Source organism: Burkholderia territorii, assembly GCF_001718335.1.
GTDB classification, from domain to species: domain Bacteria; phylum Pseudomonadota; class Gammaproteobacteria; order Burkholderiales; family Burkholderiaceae; genus Burkholderia; species Burkholderia territorii.
This window is the reverse complement of the sequence record NZ_CP013365.1, coordinates 1,211,340-1,236,732: the sequence shown is the minus strand read 5'-3', so window position 1 is coordinate 1,236,732 and position 25,393 is coordinate 1,211,340. Positions and strand designations below refer to the sequence as shown.

Here is a 25,393-nt window from a genome sequence, read left to right as displayed (position 1 = left end):
AGCGGTAGACGGGGGAGGTCGCGCATGGTCGGTGAATCGGTTGGAATCGGATCGGAAAGCGAGTCATGCGGGGCACGGCAAGATACGATATATTGTTGCGTCGCTGGCGCGCAGTGACCCGTCTGGATATGACTCGGCGAAACCCGTCCTCCCGATCGAACCACCTCGGACGGACGAGTTCGCGAAATGATATGTTATATCATTTCAAATTCCAAGCGAAACGGCGGCGTGTCCCAAGGTGCCCGACACACGGCTGAAATGGCCGCGAAAGCAGCGACGGCCGCCGATCGGACGCTACCGGCATGCACGGCACGTGTCGCGACGAAGCCGCTCGCGTCGCACACGTTTGCCGCCCCGTTGATGCGTATCAATGCGTTCCGATGTCGACTCCGGATACTGGCCCGGTCATCGACCAGACAGGAGCGACGCATGACACAAACCATGAAAGCGGCCGTGGTGCACGCATTCGGCGAACCGTTGCGCATCGAGGAAGTGCCGGTCCCGACGCCGGGCCCCGGCCAGATTCTCGTCAACATCAAGGCGTCGGGCGTCTGCCACACCGACCTGCATGCAGCCGACGGCGACTGGCCTGTGAAGCCGACGCTGCCGTTCATTCCCGGACACGAAGGCGTGGGCGTCGTCGCGGCCGTCGGCGCGGGCGTCACGCACGTGCGCGAGGGCGACCGCGTCGGCGTGCCGTGGCTCTACACGGCATGCGGTCACTGCGAGTACTGTCACACCGGCTGGGAAACGCTTTGCCACGGGCAGCAGAACACCGGCTATTCGGTCAACGGCAGCTATGCGGAATACGTGCTGGCCGATCCGAACTACGTCGGCCACCTGCCGGCGCAGGTTGCGTTCGACGAGATCGCGCCGATCCTGTGCGCGGGCGTGACCGTCTACAAGGGCATCCGCGTCACCGACACGCGTCCGGGCCAGTGGATCGCGATTTCGGGCATCGGCGGGCTCGGGCACGTCGCCGTGCAATACGCGCGCGCGATGGGCCTGCACGTCGCGGCGATCGACGTATCCGCGCCCAAGCTCGAACTCGCCCGCCAGCTTGGCGCACAACTGACGATCGATGCATCGGCCGACGATCCGGCAAAGGTCATCCAGAAGGAGATCGGCGGTGCGCACGGCGTGCTGGTCACGGCCGTGTCGCGCAGCGCGTTCGCGCAGGCGTTGGGGATGGTGCGGCGTGGCGGCACGGTGGCACTCAACGGCTTGCCGCCCGGCGATTTCCCGTTGCCGATCTTCTCGACCGTGCTGAACGGCATCACGGTGCGCGGCTCGATCGTCGGCACGCGTCGCGACCTGCAGGAATCGCTCGACTTCGCGGCGGACGGGCTGGTGCGCGCGCACATCCATCGCGACCGGCTCGGCAACATCAACGACATCTTCGCGCGGCTGCGCGAAGGGAAGGTCGACGGCCGCATCGTGCTGACCGACATGCATTGACGCGCATTCGGGCACGCTGCCGCGACGCGCGGGGCGTCGCGGCAGCGCATGCGCTCATGCGTGCATCACGGCGCGAAGAACACGTCGGTGCGGTTCGTCAGGTTGCCCGCGTTGGTCTGCACGAAGAACGGATGGAACGACGACGACGGCAGTACGTCGAGCCCCTGGTAGTCGCCGATGAAGAAACCTTCCGCGTTCGGCGCGAGCTTCATGTCGAACGGGCCGCCGACGCGGCGTTCGTCCGCGAACGTGGCGCCGCCGTCATGCGACACCTTGCGCCAGAACCCGGTCGGCAGCGTCGTCGTGTTGCCGGCCTGCAGGTCGCGGAAGTCATACCAGGTGACCATCACCGAGCCGGCATTGTCGACGCGCACCGACGGATTGAACGCGGCACGCCCGGTCGGCGTGTTCACCTGCAGCGGCGCGCTCCAGCTCGCGCCGCCGTCCTTCGACGTCGACAGCGCGATCTCGTCGTAGTTGCCGCCGTTGAAGCGGCTGTCCTGCCAGACGACGTACAGTTGCCCCGACACCGGATCGATCGCGGGCTCCGGAATGATGTCGCCGGTGCGGACCGGTTCGCCGGTGTTCGGATCGGTCACGCCGACCGTCTGCAGCCCGGCGATCACCTGCGGCGTCGTCCAGGTCGCGCCGTCGTCGGTCGACTTGATGAACGCGACCTTGCCGGCCGCCTTGCTGAACGGCGGCTGGATCAGGTCGAAGAAGTCGTAGAGCGTGCCCGTCTTCGGGGCGACGACGATCTGGTTGCCGATCGTCTGCTGACGCGACGGCACGTTGACGATCACCTTCGGCGCGCTCCACGTCTTGCCGCCGTCGACCGTCTTCGAAAAGAATGTCGGCCCGCGGTATGCCTTCGTGTGCAGGTTCGCGTACGGGTTGCCATTCGGCAGTTCGAGGCGATCCCACACCGCGTAGGCCGTGCCGGCCTTCACCGGATTCGCCGTTACGGATTCCTTGTCGTTGAAGAACTGCGTCGTCGGTTCGTCGTTCGCGATCAGCACGGCGGGGCTGCTCCACGTCTGTCCGCCATCGGTCGACACCGACGCCGCGACCGCGTTGCTGTTGTTCGACTGGTTGAACGAGATCGATACCGAATACGCGGTGCCGTCGGGGCCGAACGACACCCACGGATCGGACGCGCGCTCGTACTTGAGCCCGCCCGGCGCGCACGCGCTGAACGGTTGCGGCGTGCGCGCCCAGGTCGCGCCGCCGTCGAACGTGTAGCCGGCGACGAGCCCGTGGGCGCCGCCGTTCGACCAGCGATCCTGCTGCCACACGCCGATCATGTTGGTCGGGTTCGCCGGATTGACCGACAGCCATGGTTCGACCTCGGCGTTCACGTAGTTCGTGCCGGGGCCGCCGATGGTGCAGGCGGCAAACGGGCTCGGGCCGGACACGACCACGGGTTCGGCGTGCGCGGCCGCGACGGCGGCCATCGACACGGCCATCGCGGCGGACAGGCGGGTGAGACGGGTGACAAGAGAGTGGGACACCATCGTGCGTCGCATGACTGCTCCTCGTTCACGGGCGGCGGCGAGGGCGCGGCAGCGGCACGTCACGCACCAGCACGCGCGGCAACGGGTGCCGCGTCGCGCGTCGGGTCGTGTCGTTCAGGAGGCCGCTTCGGTCATCGCCATCCGCGTGTGCTGGATGCCGCCAGCACGTCGGTCAAGACACCTTTTCGTTTTCAATGCTTGTCGGGTGCTTCCCGGGATGCGGACGCAACGGGAAGGCCAGGTCCGTGCATACGACGAATGCGTCGAAGTGGATTGCAATGTAGGCGATCCGCATGACGCGCGGGAGGCAATTTTTTGTAACAGGACGTAGCCGGAAAGCGTTGCCGAAGCAGCGACGAGACAGCGAAAAATTTTCCGCCAGAAAACTTCGGAAACCGAATCGAAAGCGCGAATCGGAATCGCTTGCGATTACGCGCGGATTGCGCCGCATCGCACCGATGCAGCGCGCCGTGCGCGTCGTTCAGCGTTCGCCCGGAAAGCGCTCCTGCAACGCGTGCAGCCAGCGTGCGACGACGTCGAGTTCGTCGTCGGAAAATCCGTCGCACAGCTTGCCGTTCAGTTCGCGCAGCAGCACGCGCGCACGCTTGAGCGCCGCGCGACCTTCGTCGGTCAGGAACAGGCGCGTTGCGCGCCCGTCGTCCGAATCGGCGTGCCGCGCGAGCAGGCCGGCCTTCGCCATCCGGTCGGCGAGCCCCGACATCGCGGACGGCGCCAACTGCAGCGCGGCACCGACTTCGCCGATCAGCGCGCCGTCCTGCCTCGCCAGGCAGAACAGCACGCCGGCCTGCGCGGCGCTGGCGCGCGCATCGGTCTCGGCCTTGCGGTCGACCCAGCGCTGCACGCGCCGCTGGCCGATGTTCAACAGGAAAAACAGTCGTCGGTCTTCGCTCAAGCTCGGTTCCCGGCTGCAATGGAAAGGGACGGGCGACCCGCGGCACGCGGCGCGTCGAGCGCATGCACGAGCCAGTCGGCGACCGCGGGCCACAGCACGGCGCCCGGCCGGCTGCAGAAAAATCCCATGTGTCCGACCGGCCCGCTGCCCGCTGCGTTCGGATCGATCTGGCGGCGTTCGACGGCCGCCCGGGTCAGGTAGCTTACCAGCAGGTCGATCGCGCGCGGGTTCGCCCACGGATCGTCGTCGAAGCCGAGCGCGAGAATCGGCAACTGCTGCTTCGAAAAGCGCTCGGCTGCCCCGAGCGTCGGATCGTCGAAGAAGTAGCGCGGCAGCGTGGTCCAGTGACTCCACTCGCGGAACACGCCTGCGGGGAGATCCTCGCCCAGCCCGAGCCGCTTGCCCGGCACGTAGCCGAGCAGCGTCGATGCGAGCGGGCCGAGCACGCGCAGGATCAGGCGCACCTTCAGCCGCTCGCCCGCGCGTGAGATCAGCCGCGTGCTGCCCGCGTGCGCGGCGACCATCACGGCCGCGCGCAGATGAGCGGTGCCGGCGGACAGCCCGATCGCGTGGCCGCCGACGCTGTGCCCGACCGCCAGCAGCGGCAGCGACGCGTATGCGTTGCGCGCCCACGCAATCGCGGCGCCGACGTCGAGTTCGACCCAGTCGCGCATGCGTGCGTGCAGCGCGCTCAGCCGCGCGGGCCGCGACGCGCCGATACCGCGATAGTTGTACGTCAGCGCCGCGAAGCCGCGTTCGGTCAGAAAGCGTGCGAAGCCGGCGTACAACCGCTCCGGCACGGCAGTGGCCGGATGGATCAACACGAGCGCGCGCGGCGGCGCGTCCGGCGACCACAACGTACCGCGCAGCGTGTAGCCGTCGGCGGCGGAGAATTCGACGGGTTCCGATGTCATCGCGATCCTCGTTCGGGAAGTTATTTCGTATGCGAAATATAGTCCGGGATTTATTTCGCGCACGAAATATCTATCGAGGAATCATTCGAACGGCTGCTCTCGCAGCGCGGCGGACCGCGTCGCGCGGCGGCGGGCCTTCCATCCAACATTTGCATCTTTGCATAGCGGAATATTGCGTTTGTCTCGCGAAGCGGATCGCCGTATCTTCATCGGTTCCATCCGTGCGCCGGCCATCGCGGCGGCGGCGGATCCACGGGCGACGCCGTCGCGCGAGCGCCCGCCAACTTCCGGGGAGATCACGTTGTCGAGTCGAATCGTCACCGCGTTGCTGCTCGCGCTCGCCGCGCAGCCAGGCATCGCGAAAGACACCGTCACGCTGCGCGTCGGTGAACAGAACTACTTCAACATCCAGGCGTCGATGGAGGCATCCGGCGTGCTGAAGGACCTGCCTTACACGATCGAGTGGAAGCACTTCCAGGCCGCCGCGCCCGTCGCCGAAAGCCTGAACGGCAATGCGATCGACGTCGGCTTCCTCGGCGATTCCGCGCTGTTGACGCTAGCCGCGCGCGGCGCGCCGGTGAAGGTGGTCGCGGTGTCGCGGCAGAGCCTCGACGGCGTCGCGATCCTCGTGCCGAAGAACTCGCCGGTGCGCAGCGTCGCCGACCTGAAGGGCAAGACCGTCGCTGTGTGGCGCGGCGCCTGGAGTCAGCAGCTCGTGCTGCGCGCGCTCGAACACGCGGGCCTGCGCGCGGATTCCGTGAAGTACGCGTACCTGATGCCGATCGATGCCACCAACGCGCTCGCGAACGGCTCGGTCGACGCCGTGTCGCTGTGGGAGCCGTTCGTCAGCACGCTCGCGCTGCGCCAGGGCGCGCGGCCGGTGACGACCGCGCAGGGGCTGATGCCCGCGTTGAGCTTCGTCGCGGCGAACGAGCAGGCGGCGACGACAAGGCGCGCGGAGATCACCGATTTCCTGAAGCGCGTGGTGGCCGCACGCCAGTGGGTCGACGCTCATCCGCGCGAGTATGCCGACCTGTGGGCGAAGCGCGCGAAGCTCGAGCCGGACGTTGCCTACCGCTGGCTCGACAACGCGCACCAGCGCGTAGGCCCGGTCGACGACGCGGCCGCGAAGGATGCGCAGAACACCGCCGACTTCCTGCACAAGGCCGGCGTGATTCCGGCCGCATACGACACGGCGAAGCTGCTCGACCGCTCGTATGCGGGCGCGTTTTCGGCGCCCGCGCCAAAGACGGTCGCGGCGCAGTGACTTGATGTGACGAATCGCATTGGGCTTGTCGACGCGCCGGTCGGTCACAAAGGGTGCGTATTGCCGCCGCGGCGTGTCGACGTTCCCGATTCGCGGCTTCGATCGCGTGACGATGTGCCGGCCTGAGCGCGTGACCGGATTCCGGCGAATCGCGCGCATGTTGCGGAACTCGACCGGTTTCACGCGGCGGTGAAGGCGCAGGCCGCGACGATCGATTTTCCGTTTCACCCCGACATCCCAACCACGGAATGCCGGGGCGACTTCACTTCATCGGCCAGCGCATCGAATCAAAACGACGGCAACCCCGGCGGATTCGTCTCCGCGTGCGCGATTGCCTCGCTCTGCAATCCCCAGCGCGCGAGCGCCTGCCCGTAGCGGCCGCTGACGATGAGCGCGTTCGTCGCGAGCGTCAGCGCCGGTGCGAGCCCGCTGCCGCGACGCGTCGCGATCGCGACATCCGCGTTCGCCGGCCAACCCGCGTTGACGACGCCGACCCGGCGAATCCTGCCGTCGCGCGCGGCCTCGTAAGCCAGCGACGCGTTCGGGTTCAGCTCGGCATCGGCGCGGCCTGACAGTAGCGCAACGCGGGCCGCCGCATCGTCGTCGAAATAGAGCAGCTCGGTGGCCTTCAGCCCTTGCGCGACATTGCGCCGGCTCCATTCGAGCAGGATGCGCTCCTGGCTCGTGCCGGCACCCGTGATGATGCGCAGGCCCGCGACATCCTTCGGCCCGTCGATCTTCGCGATCGGGCTCGCGGTGCGCACGTAGAAACCGTGCAGCCCAAGCCGGTAGGTCGTGAAATCGTATTTCTCCTTGCGCTTCTCGGTCACGCCGACATTCGAGATCACGGCATCGTACTTGCCCGACGTGAGCCCGAGGGGCCAGTCCGCCCACGCGATCGGCACGAGCACCAGCGTGCGGCCGAGCGCGTCGGCGACGAGCTGTGCGTAGTCCGGATCGGCTCCGACGACGGTGCGCGCGTCGGTCGCATAGGTCGACACCGGCGGCGCGTGCGGCGAAATCGCGACGGTGAAGGCCCCGTCGCGGACCCAGCGATAGCGGCTCGCCGCGCGAATCGCCGCATCGTCGCGCGGCGCGCGGATCCGGCCGGCCTGGCGAGGATCGAGGTCGGCCGTCGCGGCGGCGGCCCGCGCTGCGTGCGACCGCAGGCCGGTGGCAACTGCCAGCGCGGCGGTCATGAACTGGCGTCGGTCGATCATCGTCGAGTACCTCGCGAGTCGTGGGCGGCGTGCATCAAAGCACCCGCGACAGGAACGCGCGCGTGCGCGGATGCGCCGGCGCGTCGAGCACGACGGCGGGCGGCCCCGATTCGATGATGCGGCCGCGCTCCATGAACAGCACGTTGTCCGCGACTTCGCGTGCGAAGCCGATCTCGTGCGTGACGATCACGAGCGTGGTGCCCGAGCGCGCGAGCTCCTTGATCACGTCGAGCACTTCGTTGACCAGCTCGGGATCGAGCGCCGACGTCGGCTCGTCGAACAGCAGCACCTTCGGGCGCAGCGCGAGCGCCCGCGCGATCGCGACGCGCTGCTGCTGGCCGCCGGACAGCTGGCGCGGGTACGCATCGGCCTTGTCCGCGAGGCCGACGCGCGCGAGCAGCGTGCGCGCGGTGCGCTCGGCCGCCTCGCGCGTGACGCCGCCGACGGAGACCGGCGCCTCGACCAGGTTCTCGAGCACCGTCAGATGCGCAAACAGGTTGAAGTTCTGGAACACCATCCCGACTGCCGTGCGCCGTTTCAGCACGTCGCGCTCCTTCAGCTCGTGCAGCACGTCGCCGTCGCGCCGATAGCCGATCAGCTCGCCGTCGATGTCGATGAAGCCGTCGTCGACGCGCTCGAGATGGTTGATCGTGCGCAGCAGCGTCGACTTGCCCGAGCCGGACGGCCCGACGATCACCGTCACGCTGCCGCGCGGCGCGACGAACGACACGTTGTCGAGCACGCGCTGCATGCCGAACTGCTTCGACACGTTGCGCACGGCGACTTCGCCGCCGGTGCGCGGCACGGGTGCGTCGGCGGTGCCGCCCTGAGCCGTTGCATCGGCCGTCGCGTCGCGTGTCGCCGCCCGCCGCCGCAGCGCACCGATGCGCGCCAGCACGAACGTCAGCGCCGACCGCGGCGGATTGCGCAACGCGCCGCGCGCGTAGTGGCGTTCGACCTGCACCTGGATCGCCGACAGCACGGTCAGGATGATCAGGTACCACACGGTCGCGACCATCAGCAGCGGAATCACCTCGAGATTGCGGCGATAGATCACCTGCACCGTGTAGAACAGTTCGGGCATCGCAAGCACGTAGACCATCGACGTGCCTTTCGCGAGCGTGATCAGATCGTTGAACGCGGTCGGCAGGATCGCGCGCATCGCCTGCGGCAGCACGATCCGCGTAGTCTGGCGGCCGCGCGGCAGGCCGAGGGCGGCGGCCGCTTCGAGCTGCCCCTGGTCGACCGCGAGAATGCCGCCGCGAATCACTTCCGCGGAAAACGCCGCATGGTTCAGCGTGAGGCCGAGCACGGCCGCGAGGAACGGGCTGATCAGGTCGGTGGTCGGCGTGTCGAACCATACGATGTCGGTGAACGGCACGCCGAGCCGCACGTGCTCGTACAGGTAGCCGAGGTTGTTGAGGATCAGCAGCAGCACGATCAGCGGAATCGACCGGAACAGCCACACGAACGTCCATGCGCTCGCGGCTAGCAGTCGCGAGCGCGACAGCCGGGCGAGCGCGACGAACGCACCGAGCACGAAGCCGAACACCGCGCCGAGCAGCGTCAGCACCAGCGTGCGCGCGAGCCCCGACAGCACCGGCGGCGACAGGAACCATTCGGCGAACACCGGCCATCCCCATTGCGGGTTGCCGAGAATCGAATGCAGCGCGAGCGCGATCAGCACGAGCGTGAGCACGGTGCCGACCGTGCGCGACCGGTGCCGGGCCGGCACGATCCGCAGGCGCGTGCCGGCGTCGCGGGCGTGGGACGAAGAGAGCGGCGGCAGTGCGCCGCCGAGATGGGTCGTATCGCTCATGTCGGTGAGGATCCTCGATCGGGTCGTTGGGCGCGCCGCGTACCGGTGGCGCGTCGGCGTCAAACGTGCGCTTCGGCCGCCTCGCCGTGTTTGCTCGCCGGGCCGGGCGTTGCGTGGCGGTTCGCCTTGCGAGGCAGGCCGAGGTGGTCGCGCAGCGTGTCGCCCGGCAGGTCGCGGCTGTAGCGGCCGCGCGCCTCGAGCACCGGGATCACCAGCTCGACAAAGTCGTCGACGCCCTGGGCCTGCACCGGGAAGCCGAGGATGAAGCCGTCGCCCGCTCCGGCGTCGTGCCAGCGGATCAACTCGTCGGCCACGTGCTCGGCGGTGCCGATGAAGTTCGGGCGCGGCGTCGCGACGGCGAGTGCCGTCTCGCGCAGCGTGAGCTGCTTGCGCTTCGCGTCGGCCTTGATCCGGTCGGTGGTCGAGCGGAAGCTGTTGCGGCCGATGTCGCCGAGCTCGGGAAACGGCGCGTCGAGCGCGTACTGCGTGAAATCGTGATGATCGAAATAGCGGCCGAGATAGGCGAGCGCCTCGTCGATGGTCAGCAGGTCGCGGATCGCCTGGTATTTGTCTTCCGCCTCCGCGGCCGTGCGGCCGACGATCGGCCCGACGCCCGGGAAGATCTTCACGTCGCCGGGCTGGCGGCCGTGCTCGACGGAGCTTTGCTTCACGCGCCGCGTGAACGCGGCCGTTTCGTCGAGCGACGGCGAATGCGTGAACACGGCGTCCGCGTATTTGCCCGCGAGCCCGATGCCGCTGTCGGACGAGCCGGCCTGGAAAATCACCGGCTGCCCCTGCGGCGAGCGCTGGATGTTCAGCGGGCCGGCCACCTGGAAGAAGCGGCCGCGATGGTCGAGCGTATGCAGCTTGTCGCGATCGAAGAAGCGCCCGGTCGCGCGATCGCGCACGAATGCGTCGTCGTCCCAGCTGTCCCACAGCCCCTGCACGACGTCGAGGTATTCGTCCGCGATTTCGTAGCGCAGTTCGTGATCGGGATGTGCCTTGCCGAAATTCTTCGCGGTGCCTTCGAGCGGCGTCGTCACGACGTTCCAGCCCGCGCGCCCGCCGCTGATCACGTCGAGCGATGCGAGCTGGCGCGCGACCGTGAACGGCTCGCTGTACGACGTCGAGATCGTGCCCGCGAGGCCGATCTTCTTCGTCGCGACCGCGAGCGCCGACAGCACCGTGAGCGGCTCGAAGCGATTCAGGAAGTGCGGGATCGACTTCTCGTTGATGTAGAGGCCATCCGCGACGAACGCGAACGCGATGCCGGCGGCCTCCGCCTTGCGCGCGATGCCGATCGCGAAGTCGAGGTTGATGCTCGCGTCCGGCGGGTTGCTCGGATGCCGCCACGCATTCATGTGGCTGCCTGCGCCTTGCAGCATCAGGCCGAAGGGAATCGATCGTCGGGTCGTCATGGGCGCGTCACGCGTTCTGGTCGAGGGAAGGGAATCGTTCGGCGGCGAGCGCCGCCTGCACGGGCGTAATCGACTGCGCACCGCCGAGCCATTCGGCCGACGCGAGCCGGGCCGCGTAATCGGTCACCGGCGAGTCGACCACGAATGCATCGACGTCGAGCCGCCGGCTCAGCGCGTCGAGCGCGCGGTGCACGCGCTCGGGCGTATCGGCCAGCACGGTCGGGCGCAACTCGTCGATCCGGTAGTCGGACGCGCCGCTTTGCCGCGCGAATTCGGCAGCGGCCTGCGCGCTCGCGAGGTTGAAGCTCTGGCCGCCGGCGAATTGCAGCCTGAAGATCTTCAGCGGCCCGATCAGTTGCTCGGCCGCGTCGCGGGTCGGCGCCGCGACCGCGTACAGTGCGACGAGCGGGCGCGTGCCGCCCGCGTCGCGGTACGCGGCCAGCGAGCGTTCGAGGTTCGCGTCGTCGCCGTTGAAGTGCCCGGCGTAGCAGAAGCGCCAGCCGTGGCGGGCGGCGAGCGCGCCGCTGGCGGGCGAGCCGCCGAGCAGGATGCGCTCGGGCGCGTGCGGGGGTACCGGCATCGCGACCGCGCCGGCAAGCGGATGATCCTCGGCGACGCCCCAGCCGAGGAACGCGTCGAGCTCCGCGAGCTGGCCCGCGAAGTCGGGCTTCCTCGCCTTGTCGTGAAACCACTGCAGCGCGCGCGTGGTCAACGGCAAGCCGCCCGGCGCCTTGCCGATGCCGAGATCGACGCGACCGGGAGCGAGCGCGGCGAGCAGCTTGAACGACTCGGCGACCTTGAACGGGCTGTAGTGCTGCAGCATCACGCCGCCCGACCCGACGCGAATGCGCGACGTGTGCGCGAGCAGGTGCGCGACGACGATCTCGGGCGCGGAGCTCGCGAAGCCCGGCGTGCCGTGATGCTCGGCAACCCAGAAGCGCTCGTAGCCGAGCTGTTCTGCGCGCCGTGCGAGGGCCGTCGTGAAGCGCAACGCATCGGCGGCGCTCGCGCCGTCGGCGATCGGGCTTTTGTCCAGCAATGAAAGCGAATAAGACATGTCGGCGTTCCTGCGAGGGCGTGGACGGGCGGCGCTCAGATCTTCGGCAAGCCCGGCGGATTCGTGCGCGACTGGTCGATCGCTTCGGACGCGAGGTTCCAGCGGTCGAGGATCTGTTGATAGCGGCCGTTCTTGATCAACCCGTTCAGCGCGATCGTCAGCGGCTCGGCGAGCCCGCTGCCGCGACGCGTCGCGATCGCGATGTCGGCGGTGCGCGGCCAGCCGCCGCTGATCGCGCCGACGAGGCGCGTCTTGCCCTGCTGCGCGCTCTGGTAGGCGAGCACCGAATTCACGCTGAACACGGCATCGGCGCGGCCCGACTGCACGGCGACGATCCGCATCGCCTGATCGTCGTAGTACTGGACCTGCACGGGCTTCAGGCCGTGCGCGACGTTCTCGCGGTCCCACGCGAGCAGGATCTTTTCCTGGTTGGTGCCCGCATCGGTGACGATGCGCAGCCCCGCGACGTCCTTCGGCTCGCGGATCGACTGGATCTTGCTGTCGTTGCGCACGTAGAAGCCGACCTGGTCCTTGCGGTAGGTCGAGAAATCGAACTTCTGCTTGCGCTCCTCGGTGACGGTGACGTTCGAGATCACCGCATCGACTTTCCCCGATTCGAGTGCGAGCGGCCAGTCGGCCCACGCGAGCGGGACGATCTTCAACTTGCGGCCGAGGCTGTCGGACACGAGCTGGCCGACGTCCGCGTCGAAGCCGATCACGGTACGCGCGTCGGTCGCATACGAGCTGATCGGCGGCAGGCTCGGCGCGACGCCGATCGTCAGCGTGCCCGGTTCGGCGAACCTGAACGACGCGGGCACCGCGCGCTCGACGGCCGCATCGGCCGCGCCGCGCGGCCGGCCGCGCTGCTCGGGGCTGAGATCGAAGGTCGCGGCGGCCGCGGCGATCGCGGTCATGGCGATCAGTGCGGCGGCCAGCGTGCGGATTGCGCGCGGTGTGAAAGGTGTGGATCGTTGCATCGATGTGTCCTGTTGTTGTCGTGTGTCGGGGATTGGGGAAGCGGGATCGGACGGCGCGGGGCGGTCAGCGCGGCAACACCGCCTCGGGCAGCGGCGCCCACAGGTCGGCGAGCGTCGACGTGCGCGACGGATCGGCGAGATCCTTGCCGAAGCGGAGGTGGAAATACGCTTCCGGGTCGATCGACGAATCGAACAACCGCGTATAGCCGGCGCGGTCGTATAGCGCCCACGCCTCGGGCTGGCGAAAGCCGGTGGTCAGGTACACGCGTCGGTAGCCCTGCTGCGCGGCGCGCAGTTCGAGTGCGTCGACGATCTGGCGCGCGAGCCCCTGGCGGCGCAGGTCCGCGCGGATCCAGATGCGTTTGAGTTCGGCGGTCTGCGCGTCGTAGCGCTTGAACGCACCGCCGCCGATCGTTTCGCCGTCGCGCAGCAACAGCACGAACGCGCCGTCGGGCGGCGCGAACAGCTCGGCCGGGTAGCGTGCGAGTTCATCGCGTGCGGATGCGCGGCTGTCGGGGCGATACGCGTCGTAGCGCGTCGCATATTCGTCGATGAGCGCGTCGATCAGCGGCTGGGCGCGGACGTCGAGCGGCGTCGTGTCGATGAGGCGGTCGGTCGTGGCCATGGGCATCGCGAAGGGCGCGCGATGCGGACGTTCCTGGCGGGGGCGGGGCACACGGCCCGTCCGGTCTGTTCCGTTATCGCGACGCGGTTGTCGTGATGACGGCGGCCGCGGTGCTTGCAGTGCTGCATCCGGCGTGCCGCCGCCGTTTCGAACACGTTAGCGGCGCGGGCGGCAAAGACGAACGAAGCAATTTCGATAAGGATTTCGCGGGCAGCGTCAGAAGGCTTGCAGGGAGAGCGAGGTGAGGGCGGGGAGCGCATGCGTCGAATGTTCCACGCATGCGCAATGCCGGAGGGAATACGTCTACGCTGCGCGCACTTCGGCGAGCAGATCCGGATGACGATCCAGAATCTTGAGGAGCTTCACGAGGGCAAGCGGCGGATTCGTCTTGCCGGTTTCGTGGCGCGAGAAGGCATTGACGCCGCCACCGAAGAGCTCCGCCGCCTCGCGTTGATCCAGCATCAGCTTCTTGCGTACCTTCGCGATGAACTTCGGGTCGAAAATGGTCGAATTCACTTGCTTGTTGAACGCGCCGATCGCGTCACCCAGCCGGGTTGCCTCGTCCATGTCCAGCACCGACTCGCCGCAGGCCGGACAGAAGTCGCCGGTTACGTCGCGGACGACGGTCGAGCGACCCTTGTATGTGTAGGGGATGTCTCGTGTATCGCGGATGAGTTTCGCGCCACCGCACGCAGGACACTTCATGTTCAACGCTCCTTCTTTTCGTCGGCGATCTCAACCAAAAGAGTTAATTTGTCAAGTTGGTTAATGGCGCGCGCATGCAGTCCGCCATCCTCGGCAGACTGCACGGAAAAGGATCGGGGAGTCACTCGGCCTATCGGCGAACGCGCGGCGGCGTCGACGCCTCCGCCAGCTGAAACAGGCAATCGCCGCGCCGCACCTGCGCGGGCACGCGCTTGCACACCACTTCGCCGTCGCCGTTGAAGCGGTGCAGCACGGGCTCGCGCAGCGGCGTATCGGGGAAGTGCACCCACGCGGCCGGCTGGCCCGCCTTCACCTGGTCGCCGAGTTCGACGAGCGGCTCGTAGAGCCCGCGGTCGTACGCGTAGACGAAGTGACGATCGCCGTCGACGCGCAGGAAGCGCGTGACGGTCGGCGGCGCGTCGGGCACGAGCGCGCCGCGCAGCAGGCCGATGTAGCCGAGGTAGTGCAGCAGCCCGTGGCGGCCGAGCCGGATCAGCGCCGGATCGGCCATGCCCGCACCGCCGAGCTCGGTCACGATCGAGATCGCCCCCTGCCGGCGCGCGGCCGATGCCGAGTGCACGGGGTTCGGCGCGTGCAGCAGCGCGTTCGGCAGCCCGAACGCGACCAGCAGCCCGTGGAGCTTCGCGGCCTCGTCGTCGTCGAGCGGGTCGATCGCGAGCATGTTGCCGCCCTGGTACAGCAACGAGCTGCCGCCCGAATGCAGGTCGACCAGATACTGCGCGCGCGACAGCAGAACATGCTCGATGTAATGCGCGATCATCTGCGTCGGCGTGCCGGCCGGGTCGCCGGGAAAGCTGCGGTTCAGGTTGCCCTCATCGAGCGGCGACACGCGCAAGCCCGCATCGGCCGCGGGGAAATTCGCCATCGGCAGCAGGATCAGCTGCCCGCTGACCATCTCCGGATCGATCTCGCGCATCAGTTGCGACACGATGATCTGGCCTTCGTATTCGTCGCCGTGGTTGCCGGCCATCACGAGCGCGACCGGCCCGTCGCCGTTGCGGATCGATGCGATCGGGATCGGCAGCCAGCCGTAGGCGGAGCGATGTACGGAATGCGGCAAGCGCAGATAGCCCGCATGCTTGCCTTGCGCATCGAGATCGATTTCGCAGTGGATGGGATTTCGGTGGGACGAGGAGGCGGTCATGGCGGCATCGTTCAATGAACGGAATCCGCCATCTTATCGGGAAACGACGGCCGCGCGGCGCGGGCCACGCAACGCGCCGTCGATCGCCCGTGCGCGATCCGGCGACATGTCGCGACCCGGGCGGCCGCGCGCGATGTTGCAACGCTGAAACGCATGCCGGCGCGCGAGCGAGCGCGCATGCGGCGTTGCGCGGCGGCCCCTTGTCGCAACGGGGCCGGCGCGGACGATGGCTTCAGCGACCGGCGGTTTCAGCTTCGATACGGCCTTCTTCCCACAGCGCCCAGAAACGGCTGCCGGCGCGATACGGATTCGCACGTCGCGCCGCATGGTCGGCGACGCCCTGGCGATACGCGCCGTACAGCGTCAACGGCGGATTGTCGACGCACGCGGCTTCACGCGCGGCGGGCACGCGGCGCTCGGAAACGAGCCGCCGGATCAACGACGCGCCGTCGATCACATCCAGTTGATCGCACGCTTGCTCACGGCTGAGGACTTCGACGGTATTCATGTGTGGGCTCCCTGACATCCTGTTTTCCAGTCAAGGAGCAATAAGGGTGCCAGCCTCGAAATTCCACGCGCCGCACCGATCGTGCGGGCTTCCGCGGCGAACGTGACGCGCGGCGCGGGTCGATGTTACGGAACACGTCACGTGACACGCGCGAGCGCGGCGGAACACGCGCGCGCATGCATGCAGCGAAGCGACGCAAAGCGTTACGGGAATGAATCGAGGAATGAACCGACGGAAGCGAACGGATACGCGTGCAAGCGCGAAGCCCGCCGACGTCGACGAACGCGCGCGCTCAGTTCGTCGTCACGGGCGCGACGCGGCTGCTTCCGGCCGAATAGAAGCGGTAGATCCCCTTGCCGGCCGACTTCGCGTCGTACAGCGCGCTGTCGGCCTGGCGGATCAGTTCGTCGGGGGAGCCGTGCCCGTCGTCGAGCGCGATGCCGATGCTGATCCCGAAGCTGACGGTCTGGCCGATCGACAGCGTGTACGGCGCCGAGATCTGCCGGATGATCCGCGCGGCAAGCAGCGAGCACGCGTGCATCGTGGTCGCGTCGAGCGCGACGACGAATTCGTCGCCGCCGATCCGGGCCACCAGTTCGCCGGCCGGCAGCGTCTTGCCGAGCCGCTCGGCGACCTGCGTGAGCACTTCATCGCCGGCCTGGTGGCCGAACCGGTCGTTGATCGCCTTGAAGCCGTCGAGATCGAGATACATGACGGCGAGCGTGGCGCCCGGCAGGCGCGGCCGGTGCGCGAGCATCCGCTTGAGTTGCGCATGCAGCTCGTGGCGGTTCGGCAATCCCGTGAGCGCGTCGTGTCGCGCGAGGTGCCGGATATGCTGCTCGGCGCGGCGGCGCGTGGTGACGTCCTCGACGATGACGACCGCGTTGCCGTCCGGCACGCGATGGCGCGTCAGTTCCAGCTGCCGGCCGTCGGCCAGCGTGATGTCGAGCGGCACCGGTTCGTCATGGTTCAGCCAGACGTCGCATTGCGCGGCGAGATCCGCGCCGTCGCCATCGGCCACCTCGTTTGCGCCGAGCGCCGCGACGACGTCGGGCAGCGGCGTGTCGAGCATGATCTCGCGCGGCGAGCCGAACAACTGCGCGGTGCGGCGGTTCGCGACGATCACGCGGCTCTCGCCGTCGATCATGCACAGACCGTGCGGCATGTAGGTGAGGGCGGCGTCGAAGCGTGCGACGAGCTCGGCGTTGCGCTGACGCGCGGCGATCAGCGCGACCAGCACGCGGTAATGACGCTGCACGACCGTGCGCATGGCCGCGAGATAGATCGCGAGCGGCGGCAGCAGCAGCCATGCGCCGGGCCGCTCGACCAGCATCGCGCCGAGGCCGATCGGCAGGACGCCGAGCGTGACCTGCGTCATCGCGAGCCGCGGCAGCGCCGAATTGCGCGACGCGATCCCGCCGAATACGCCGCCCGCGACCATCACCGACAGCGTGCCGAGTTCGGCGTCGGGCGCCTCGACGCAGCCCATCACGCCGAGGCCGAGCACGAAGCATGCGGCGAGCGACACGGGCGCATAGCGCAGCGCCCAGTATTCGGCGCGATCGTCGCCGGCGGCACGATGTACTGCATACGCGCGTGCGATCGCGAGTCGCGCGACGAGCAGGCCGACGTCGACGACGAGCCACACGAAACACCAGAGTTGATGCAGCCGGATCAGCGCGATCGCCGCGACGAATGCGCTCGCGAGGCCGGACAGCGCCATCGGGCGCACGTCCTCGAACAGCGTGACGAGCATCGAAGGACGCAGCGCGGCCGTCACATGGTGATTGCCGGAAGGGGGAGTGGCGAGAACGGCGTTCAGGAGGCTTGCCTTGACTGCCATGGCTATTTTGACCTCGACACGATGCGACGCATTGCCGACCGCTTCCGCACGGCACGTGGCGGGAGAACGGCGAGCCGGATGCGCACGACATTACCATGAAACGCCGGCCGCGCGTGCCGTGCGGGGCGTCGACGAGTCGTCGCAAGTCATGCCGGCGTGCGCGCTGCGCATTCGCCGATGCCGGTGCGGAAATCGTCGCTGACGGAGCGTTGTCGGGCAGTTGCTCGCGCGTCGTTTTCGGCGCGCGTCATGCATGCGTCGCGCATCGCGCGTGAACGGCCCGAGGCGATCGATTCACCCGACGCGACACCGGCGGGAGCGCGCACATGCGGTCACCCGCAACCGGGCGCCTCGGCCCGGCTGAATCCCGTTATAAGAAATTCAATAAGTATTTCATGCGAGAAATACTATAGGCGATATATCCAAAACAATGCCAGAATGCGCGCCGCTCCGAACGCCGCGACACCCGATCGCCGTCCGAGCCGCATCAGGAGGTTCTCCCACATGAAAAACCACGGCCTGTCACGGCGGGGTTTTCTGAAAGCCAGCGTGCTGGCGGGTGTCGCGGTGTATGTCGCGCCCATCGGCAGTCGCGCGTTCGCGGCGCTCTTCGAAGAAAAACTCCTTACCCCCGTCAAATGGGATAGCGTCACCGGCATCCCCCAATTCCGCATCGACGGCATCGCGAAGGTCACGGGCTCGAAAGTGTTCGCTCGCGACGTGCGCGCAGCCGACATGCCGCACTGGCCGCAGCAGCAATCGCACGCGCTGATCCTGCGCGTCACGCAGGCCGATCGTGTCTACGAAGGTTTCGACCTGTCGCTGCTCGGCGACGAACTGAAGCCGGACCGCGTGGTCACGGCCGACGACCTCGCACGTGACGGCGTCGCGTTCCCGGCGTTCTACGGCGACGACATGCTGTTGCCCGCCGGCAAGACGCCCGCGTATCTCGGCCATGCGGTCGCGATTCTCATCTATCACGACTTCGCGCGCTTTCGCTTCGCGAAGAACGCACTCAAGTTCCGCGACGACGTGATCCGCTACGGCGCGATCACGGGTCCGCTCGAGCGCGATCCGTGGGGCACGTTCCGCTACGTGCGGGTGGGCGGCAAGACGGCGTACGACGACGATGTCTATTCGAGCCTGAAGGATGCGCCGATCTTCCCGAGCATGATGCGCAAGCACCTGCCGGTTTGGCCCGACGGCAAGGAGCACGGCAAGCTCGACGAACAGGGGATGTTCCTGGCCGGCCAGATCGCCGCCGAGCTCGATCGTCCGTCGGCCGACTGGCTCGTGTTCGACCGCGAGTACAGCACGCAGTCGGTCGATACGGCCGCGCTCGAACCCGACAACGCGAACTGCTGGTACGACACCGCGACGCAGTCGATGCACCTCGTCGTGCCGACCCAGTCGCCGCTCGAGGTGGCGGAGAATGCGGCCGCGATGGTCGCGAAATGCCGCTTCCCGGTGAAGAAACTGTTCGTGCATCCGTGCTACACGGTGGGCTACGGCTCGAAGGATCACTGCAACGTGCCGTTCTACGGCCTCGTGTGCGCGCTGTACGCGGACGGCCGTCCGGTGCGGTTCGCGAACGACCGCTACGAGCAGTTCCAGACGTCGCTGAAGCGTCACGCGTTCAAGATGCATTACCGGATCGCGGTCGATCGCAACACGGGCCTCATGCAGTCGTTCAAGGGCGACTTCGAGGCGAACGGCGGCGGGCGCTCGAACTTTTCGCCGTCGGTGGCGATGGTCGGCGCGACGGCCGCGCAATCGATCTACTACTTCCCGAAAAGCGACCTCGCGGCGGTCGCGATCGCATCGCGCGCGATCGACGCCGGCTCCGCGCGCGGCTACGGCACGCTGCAGAGCATGGCTGCGACCGAGATGGCGGTCGACGAGATCGCCGCGCAACTGAACCTCGATCCGATCGAGTTCCGCCTGCGCAACGCGCTGCGTTCGGGGATGAAGAACACGCAGGGCGCGATTCCCGCCGGCGCGCTGCGCGTCGACGAAGTGCTGGAGCGCGCGAGGCAGCATCCGCTGTGGACGCGCCGTGCGGCGCGCAAGGCCGAATTCGAGGCGGCGAATCCCGGAAAGCGCTACGGCGTCGGTTTCGCGTGCGTGCAGAAGGATTTCGGCACGGGTGCCGAGGCATCGTTCGCGAAGGTCGAATTCGACGAGAACGGCAAGGTGTCGCTGCATCACACGGCTGCCGAGATCGGCACCGGGATGTCGACGTCGCAGGCCGTCGCGGTCGCGAAATGGCTCGGCCGCCCGGCGACCGACGTGCGCGTCGCCGTGACCGAATGGTCCGACCTGCCGGTCGAGACGAGCGGCGATCCCTATCTGATGTCGCAAGCGGAGCAAGACCGGCTGAGTGCGAACCCGCGCTGGTCGCCCGGCTATGCGTCGCCGTCGAGCGCGACGAATTCCGCGTATTACTTCACGCACAGCACGCGCGAAGCCGCGCGCGCCGTGTTCCGCTACGGACTGTGGCCGGCCGCGATGTCGATCTGGACGCGCGGCCTCGGCGGCGGCCAGGCCGCGCCGTACACGATCCGCATCGAGGACGCGCGCTGGGTCGACGGCAAGCTGACCGCCGACGGCCTCGAACCGCTGACGTTCGAGCAGCTCGCGAAGCAGGCGCATGCGCTCGGCCTGCCGACCGGCGCCGTCGTGCACGTGTTCAATCGCTGGCAATGGACCGACGCCGAGTTCGAGGTGGGCGGCGTGGTCGATCGTCTGCCGATCGACGGGCTGTCGCTGCGGGTCGGCACGCCGAAGACGGGCGAAGCCGGCCCGATGCCGGGCACGGCCGCACCGGCCGGCGCGACCGCGATGCACGGCACGCTGGCGCCGACCGCGAACGGCTATCGCGTGCTGGACCGCAAGCGCGTGTTCATCCCGCCGACGAGCCGTAACAACGCGGCCGTCACGTACTACACGGCGGTCGGCACGCTCGTCGAGCTGGCCGTGCATGAAGCGACCGGCAAGGTCGAGCTGCTCACGCATCACTCGATCATGGAGTGCGGCAACCAGATCTCGCCGCAGCTCGTGTCGGGCCAGTTGCAGGGCGGCCTCGCGATGGGCATCGGCCATGCGCTGCACGAGTACCTGCCGCTTTACGAAGACGGGCCGGGCAACGGCACGTGGAACTTCAACCGCTACCAGCTGCCGCGCGCGACCGACGTCGCCGTGTGGTCGCAGACGGGCGACATCCTGCCGCCGCTGTCCGAGACCGATCCGCCGAAGGGCGTCGCCGAGGTGGTGATGATCCCCGTCGTCGGCGCGATCGTGAACGGCATCGCGCACGCGATCGGCCATCGTTTCACCGACTTGCCGGTGACCCCGCAAAAGATCCAGGAGGTGCTCGCATGACGACCGCCCAAACCGCCGCGTCGGCCGCGAGCGCTGCCGGCGCATCCGCACCGAACGCGGCGTCCGCCGCACCGGCATCTGCATCCGGGGCACCCGCTGCCGCGCCGGCGGCCGTCGAGCGTCCGCTCGTCCGCTTTCAGCAGAAGCCGCTGTCGGTGAACATCAACGGCAAGTCAGTCGGCCCGATGCAGGTGCCCGAAGGGCTGATGATGATCGAGTTCCTGCACGAATACGCGGGCCTCACCGGTTCGCGCCTCGGCTGCGGGCAGGGCATCTGTCACGCGTGCGTCGTGATCGTCGACAAGCCGGACGGCACGAGCGAGGAAATGCGCACCTGCATCACCGGCGCGCACTTCTTCCACGGCCGTTCGATCCGCACGATCGAAGGCCATGCGAAGCGCAACGAAGCCGGCGAAGTGGTCGAGCTGTCGCCGATCCAGCAGAAGTTTCTCGAGCACTTCAGCTTCCAGTGCGGCTACTGCACGCCGGGCTTCGTCAATGCGGCGACGGTGCTGATCGAGCGCCTGAAGCGCGAGCCGGTCGCGAAGGCCGACGTCGAACGCACGATTACCGACGCGCTGAACGCGCACATCTGCCGCTGCACCGGTTACGTCCGCTACTACCAGGCCGTGAAGGACGTGATCCTCACGACGCCTGGACTCGTGAAGGACGCCGCATGACACGCACATCCGCCCATCGTGCTGCACGCGCCACGCGCGTGCCCGCGCTCGCGGCTGCCTGCGCGCTGCTGCTCGCCGCCTGCGGCGGCCATGACGCGCCGGTAGCGAGCGCGGCATCCGGCGCCCCCGGCGCCGACCAGGTCGCGCGCGGCCGCTATCTCGTGAAGGCCGCCGACTGCGCGGCATGCCACACCGCGAAGGACGGCGCGCCGTTCGCAGGCGGCGCGCCGCTCGAATCGCCGTTCGGCACGTTCTACGGCTCCAACATCACGCCCGACAAGGCGCACGGGATCGGCAACTGGAGCGCGGACGACTTCTACGCCGCGCTGCACGACGGCAAGGCGCCGGGCAAGCGGCTGTACCCGTCGATGCCGTACACGTCGTACCGGCAGCTCACGCGCGCCGATACCGACGCGATGTACGCGTACCTGAAAACGGTGAAGCCGGTCGCGCAGGAAAACCGCGCGCACGAACTCAAGTTCCCGTACAACCTGCGCTTCGGCATGGTGTTCTGGGACATGGCGTTCCGGAAGGACAGCCTGCCCGATGCATCGACCGGCCAGTCCGCCGACTGGCAGCGCGGCCGCTATCTGGCGGGCGCGCTCGGCCACTGCGCGGAATGCCACACGCCGCGTGCGTTCACGGGGCAGCTCGACGGCGCGAAGCCGTTCGCGGGCGCCGCGCTCGGCCGCGTGGCCGCGCCGGACATCACGCCCGCAGGCCTCGCCGCGCGCGGCTGGACCGGAACCGACCTGCAGACGTTCTTCGGCGTCGGCATCGCGCCGCAAGGCTCGGCGTTCGGCGAAATGTATCCGGTCGTGCACCTGAGCACGCAATACATGACGAAGGACGATCTGCGCGCGCTGTCCGTCTATTTGCTCGGCGATACGCCGCCGGCTCCGCAGCCGGTCAAGCCGGTGTCGGCCGATGCCGCGCAACTCGCGGCCGGCCGCTCGGTGTATCTCGCGGTGTGCGCGGGCTGTCACGGGTTCAACGGCGAAGGCAAGCCGCACGTGGCGGTGCCGATGAACGGCAATTCGACGCTGCGTCAGGGCGATGCGCGCAACCTGCTGGTCGCGATGCTCGACGGCATCGACGAGCAGAAGTTCGCCGGCTTCGAGAACCTCCAGCCGATGCCGGGTTTCGCGCACACGCTGAGCGACGACGAACTCGCCCAGCTCGCGAACTACCTGCGCGCGACGTGGGGCGGCCAGCCCGCGAGCGTCACGCCGGCCGACGTGAAGGCGATGCGTCGGTAAGCCGCGCGACGAAGCGGGGCGTCACGCGCGAGAGGCGGCCGGTTTCCGGCTGCGCTCGCGCGCGGCGCCCCGTTCGAACTTTCCGGCGGTGCTTCAGTAGCCGCTCCCTCCGCCACCTCCGCTTCCACTGCCGCCCGCGCCGCCATAACGGCTCATGCCGGAGCCTTGCGATACGCCGCCACCCGACGACGTGCATCCGCCCGACAGCACGAGCATCAGCGCCGCGAGCAGCATCGCGGCCAGTCTTGCCGAATTCATTTCATTCTCCTTGCGCCGAGAAGGCCGCGCGGCACGGCGGTTCGCGAGAACCATCGGACGCGCGATGACGAAACGTTTCCGGCGGGCGGTTTATTCCATGCTTTTTGCGTATCGGCACATGGCGACACGGAGCGCGATACGCACGCATGCTGCCGGCGGCGCCGCGCGCCCCGCAGATTCGCGGCATCGTGGACGACCCATGACGCGCAGCCGGAATGCCTCCGCCGCGGCATCCGGTCAACGATAGACGAGATCGGCGCGGCGGTTCTGCGCCCACGAATCCTCGTCGTGGCCGAGCGCGACCGGCTTTTCCTTGCCGAGGCTGACCGCTTCGAGTTGCGACGCCTGCACGCCCAGCGTTTCCAGCGCGCTCATCACGGCTTGCGACCGGCGCTGGCCGAGCGCGAGGTTGTATTCGGACGTTCCGCGTTCGTCGGTGTTGCCCTGGATCAGCACGCGGCGCGACGGGTGGCTGCGCAGGTAGTCGGCGTGCGCCTGCAGCAGCGTCTGGTATTCCGGCTTCACGGAGTACTGGTCGAAATCGAAGTAGACGCTGCGCTTCGCAAGCGGGCTGTTCGGATTGTTCAGATCGTCGGCCGTCACCGTGGCGACCGCTTCGCTCGATGGCGCGGGCGCCATCTCGGCATTCTCGGGCGTTTTCGCCGCGTGGTGACAACCGGCGAGCAGCGCGAAGGCTGCCATGATCGCAAATCGGTTCGTTTTGCTCATCGTGCGTCTCCTGCGGTTGACTGCGAGGAAAGCGTGGTGCGCACGAACTGCCGCGTCACACATCCGGGGAGACGGCACGAAAGTGCCGGCTTGCGTGCGCGATGCGCTTTCGTAAGCCGGCGATGCGCCATATGAAAGATTGTCTCGGCCGGAACGCCGAAGCACGGCGCCGCTGCAACCAGATTAGGAAAAATGTCACGGCGTGACCAGTTTCTCCGCATTTTTTGCGCGGAAACGACGCGGGACGCATTCTTGCTTGCGCTGCGACCCGGCATGCGCGGCGATACGTGATGCGCGATGCCGGTGCGCGCGTGTCACGCATCGCGGGGGCGTCAGAACTTGTGCCGCAACCCGAGCGCGACCACCAGCTGGTTGCTGTTGGCTGACGGCGTCATCGTCCAGACGGTCGCGTTGAACGCGGGATTGCCGTTGCCGCCGCTCACGCTTTGATAGACGGCTTCGAGATACGCGTCCGTGCGTTTCGAGAACGCGTAGTCGGCCTGCGTGACCACGTGGTTCCATTTCGGGCGCGTCTGGCCGGTGCGCGAGTCGAAACGGCCCATCGTGTACGTGTACGCGGCGCCCACGCTGAACGCCGGCGTGACGAAGTAGCGACCATCGACCGTGAAGTTGTCGAAGACGAGCGATTCGCCCTTCAGCGGCGTGATGCCGCTGCCCTGGAGCACGCCGCTCACGCCGTCGGTGGCCGAGTGCGACCACGCGGCGCCGACCGAATGCGGGCCGAACGCATAGCGGCCGGCCACGGCCCAGATCTGCTGGTTTCCGCCCGTGATCGTCGCCGAGCCGTCGACCGTGCTCAGCGCGCCGTCCGGATTCGGCGCATTGCGATCGCGGCTGATCTTCAGGTAACCGGCGCCGAGCTTCAGCGGTCCGTTCGCATAACCGAGCCCCGCGCTCCACACGGCGTTGTTCGAGAGCGCGCCGGCCGTGTTCGAGAATCCGTACATCGCGCCGAACGTGAGCCCGCGATACGTCGGGCTCGTGTACTTCACCGCGTGATTGATGCGCAGGTTGCGGTTCGAGTCGTCGTTGTCGTACGGATCCACCGCGAGGTTGCCGCCCCAGCCGGGGCCCGACGCGCCGAGCGGGGTCACGAAATCGAGGATCAGGTCGTACTGGCGGCCGAACGTGAGCGTGCCGGCCGTACGCGAGCTCACGCCGAGCCACGCCTGGCGGCCGAACATGTCGACGCCTTTCTGCGACAGCTTGCCGTTCGTGCCCGAGAAGCCGTTCTCGAGCGTGAAGACCGCCGCCATCCCGCCGCCGAGATCCTCGCGGCCGCGCAGCCCCCAGCGCGATGCGTTCAACGCGCCGCTCGTCAGCGCGACACTGCCGCTGCCCGGCGAGCCGGCGCCATGTGTTCGCTGGTTGGTCGCGTAGGTGATCGACGTGTCGATCAGGCCGTACAGCACCACGTTGCTCTGCGCGTGCGCGACGTACGGAACCAGGCCGGCCGCGCTTGCCGCGATCGCGGTCGCGGCAAGCGCGCCGGTGCGACGGCGTCGAACGGCATGCGACGCGGCAACGCGCGCGCGGGCGGGCTGGATGGTTTTATAGGAATGCATAGGATTTTTTATCGTTGGTCTCCGGCCCGATCGCCGGTGGGTCGCGTCGGCGCGCGGGCCGACGGATCGAGCGGCAATTATTGGAGATCGCGCGACC

At 68.1% G+C, this 25,393-nt stretch carries 21 protein-coding genes; 5 read left to right on the top strand and 16 right to left on the bottom strand.

The features are described 5' to 3' along the window. The first annotated feature begins 429 nt into the window (after positions 1-429). Positions 430-1,458 carry an alcohol dehydrogenase AdhP gene (adhP, locus tag WS51_RS05475; RefSeq protein ID WP_059507451.1) on the top strand — a complete coding sequence of 343 codons (1,029 nt, stop codon included), beginning with the start codon at positions 430-432 and terminating at the stop codon, positions 1,456-1,458. Between the two features lie 65 nt (positions 1,459-1,523). On the opposite strand, the gene WS51_RS05470 is transcribed toward adhP, so the two are convergent. From WS51_RS05470 to WS51_RS05460, 3 genes are all read right to left on the bottom strand, one after another. Beyond that, entirely contained in the window at positions 1,524-2,984 is a 1,461-nt protein-coding gene (locus tag WS51_RS05470) for a sialidase family protein (RefSeq protein WP_069228734.1), read from the bottom strand. Positions 2,985-3,453: 469 nt separating this feature from the next. Beyond that, positions 3,454-3,885, bottom strand: a complete 432-nt coding sequence (locus tag WS51_RS05465) for a MarR family winged helix-turn-helix transcriptional regulator (protein ID WP_059450336.1) — start codon at positions 3,883-3,885, stop codon at positions 3,454-3,456. Further along, a complete protein-coding gene (locus WS51_RS05460) occupies positions 3,882-4,799 on the bottom strand; it encodes an alpha/beta hydrolase family protein (RefSeq protein WP_069228733.1) in 918 nt (305 codons plus the stop codon). The genes WS51_RS05465 and WS51_RS05460 overlap by 4 nt, the downstream gene beginning before the upstream one ends. 301 nt (positions 4,800-5,100) lie before the next feature. Between WS51_RS05460 and WS51_RS05455 the strand changes: the two genes are divergently transcribed. Then, positions 5,101-6,066, top strand: a complete 966-nt coding sequence (locus WS51_RS05455; protein WP_069228732.1) for an ABC transporter substrate-binding protein — start codon at positions 5,101-5,103, stop codon at positions 6,064-6,066. 287 nt (positions 6,067-6,353) lie between these two features. Here the strand turns inward: WS51_RS05455 and WS51_RS05450 are convergent, their stop codons facing one another. The 10 genes from WS51_RS05450 to WS51_RS05405 all read right to left on the bottom strand — a co-directional run bounded on the left by WS51_RS05450 (position 6,354) and on the right by WS51_RS05405 (position 17,403). Next, positions 6,354-7,286 (bottom strand): ABC transporter substrate-binding protein, encoded by a 933-nt coding sequence (locus WS51_RS05450; RefSeq protein WP_069228731.1) that lies wholly within the window; start codon positions 7,284-7,286, stop codon positions 6,354-6,356. A gap of 34 nt (positions 7,287-7,320) precedes the next feature. Continuing rightward, positions 7,321-9,105 carry an amino acid ABC transporter permease/ATP-binding protein gene (locus WS51_RS33060; RefSeq protein WP_081333522.1) on the bottom strand — a complete coding sequence of 595 codons (1,785 nt, stop codon included), beginning with the start codon at positions 9,103-9,105 and terminating at the stop codon, positions 7,321-7,323. A 59-nt stretch (positions 9,106-9,164) separates the two neighbouring features. Next, positions 9,165-10,523 (bottom strand): LLM class flavin-dependent oxidoreductase, encoded by a 1,359-nt coding sequence (locus tag WS51_RS05440; protein ID WP_069228730.1) that lies wholly within the window; start codon positions 10,521-10,523, stop codon positions 9,165-9,167. Positions 10,524-10,530: 7 nt separating this feature from the next. Next, positions 10,531-11,580 carry an LLM class flavin-dependent oxidoreductase gene (locus WS51_RS05435; protein WP_060272132.1) on the bottom strand — a complete coding sequence of 350 codons (1,050 nt, stop codon included), beginning with the start codon at positions 11,578-11,580 and terminating at the stop codon, positions 10,531-10,533. A gap of 35 nt (positions 11,581-11,615) precedes the next feature. Beyond that, entirely contained in the window at positions 11,616-12,557 is a 942-nt protein-coding gene (locus WS51_RS05430; RefSeq protein ID WP_059869715.1) for an ABC transporter substrate-binding protein, read from the bottom strand. A 64-nt stretch (positions 12,558-12,621) separates the two neighbouring features. After that, positions 12,622-13,182: a GNAT family N-acetyltransferase gene (locus WS51_RS05425; RefSeq protein WP_069228729.1), complete on the bottom strand. Its 561-nt coding sequence runs from the start codon at positions 13,180-13,182 to the stop codon at positions 12,622-12,624. 303 nt (positions 13,183-13,485) lie between these two features. Next, the gene (locus WS51_RS05420) at positions 13,486-13,887 is read right to left on the bottom strand and encodes a type II toxin-antitoxin system MqsA family antitoxin (protein ID WP_069229132.1); all 402 of its coding nucleotides are present in this window, start codon (positions 13,885-13,887) and stop codon (positions 13,486-13,488) included. A gap of 130 nt (positions 13,888-14,017) precedes the next feature. Then, positions 14,018-15,052, bottom strand: a complete 1,035-nt coding sequence (locus WS51_RS05415; RefSeq protein ID WP_059450328.1) for a succinylglutamate desuccinylase/aspartoacylase family protein — start codon at positions 15,050-15,052, stop codon at positions 14,018-14,020. Between the two features lie 232 nt (positions 15,053-15,284). Beyond that, a complete protein-coding gene (locus tag WS51_RS05410; RefSeq protein ID WP_059450327.1) occupies positions 15,285-15,560 on the bottom strand; it encodes a hypothetical protein in 276 nt (91 codons plus the stop codon). A gap of 292 nt (positions 15,561-15,852) precedes the next feature. Beyond that, positions 15,853-17,403 (bottom strand): sensor domain-containing diguanylate cyclase, encoded by a 1,551-nt coding sequence (locus WS51_RS05405; RefSeq protein ID WP_069228728.1) that lies wholly within the window; start codon positions 17,401-17,403, stop codon positions 15,853-15,855. 504 nt (positions 17,404-17,907) lie between these two features. Between WS51_RS05405 and WS51_RS05400 the strand changes: the two genes are divergently transcribed. From WS51_RS05400 to WS51_RS05390, 3 genes are read left to right on the top strand one after another with little or no spacing between them, the layout of a single operon-like run. Next, positions 17,908-20,784, top strand: coding sequence for a xanthine dehydrogenase family protein molybdopterin-binding subunit (locus tag WS51_RS05400; RefSeq protein WP_060121656.1), 2,877 nt, complete (start codon positions 17,908-17,910; stop codon positions 20,782-20,784). Further along, positions 20,781-21,464 (top strand): (2Fe-2S)-binding protein, encoded by a 684-nt coding sequence (locus WS51_RS05395; RefSeq protein WP_059944381.1) that lies wholly within the window; start codon positions 20,781-20,783, stop codon positions 21,462-21,464. Before WS51_RS05400 ends, WS51_RS05395 begins: the two co-directional genes overlap by 4 nt. Next, positions 21,461-22,723, top strand: a complete 1,263-nt coding sequence (locus tag WS51_RS05390) for a cytochrome c (RefSeq protein ID WP_069228727.1) — start codon at positions 21,461-21,463, stop codon at positions 22,721-22,723. Before WS51_RS05395 ends, WS51_RS05390 begins: the two co-directional genes overlap by 4 nt. A 93-nt stretch (positions 22,724-22,816) precedes the next feature. On the opposite strand, the gene WS51_RS32450 is transcribed toward WS51_RS05390, so the two are convergent. The 3 genes from WS51_RS32450 to WS51_RS05375 all read right to left on the bottom strand — a co-directional run bounded on the left by WS51_RS32450 (position 22,817) and on the right by WS51_RS05375 (position 25,296). Then, positions 22,817-22,981: a hypothetical protein gene (locus WS51_RS32450; protein WP_167357964.1), complete on the bottom strand. Its 165-nt coding sequence runs from the start codon at positions 22,979-22,981 to the stop codon at positions 22,817-22,819. A gap of 237 nt (positions 22,982-23,218) precedes the next feature. After that, entirely contained in the window at positions 23,219-23,710 is a 492-nt protein-coding gene (pal, locus tag WS51_RS05380; RefSeq protein WP_059541261.1) for a peptidoglycan-associated lipoprotein Pal, read from the bottom strand. Positions 23,711-24,042: 332 nt separating this feature from the next. Beyond that, a complete protein-coding gene (locus WS51_RS05375) occupies positions 24,043-25,296 on the bottom strand; it encodes a porin (RefSeq protein WP_069228726.1) in 1,254 nt (417 codons plus the stop codon). Positions 25,297-25,393 lie beyond the last annotated feature (97 nt).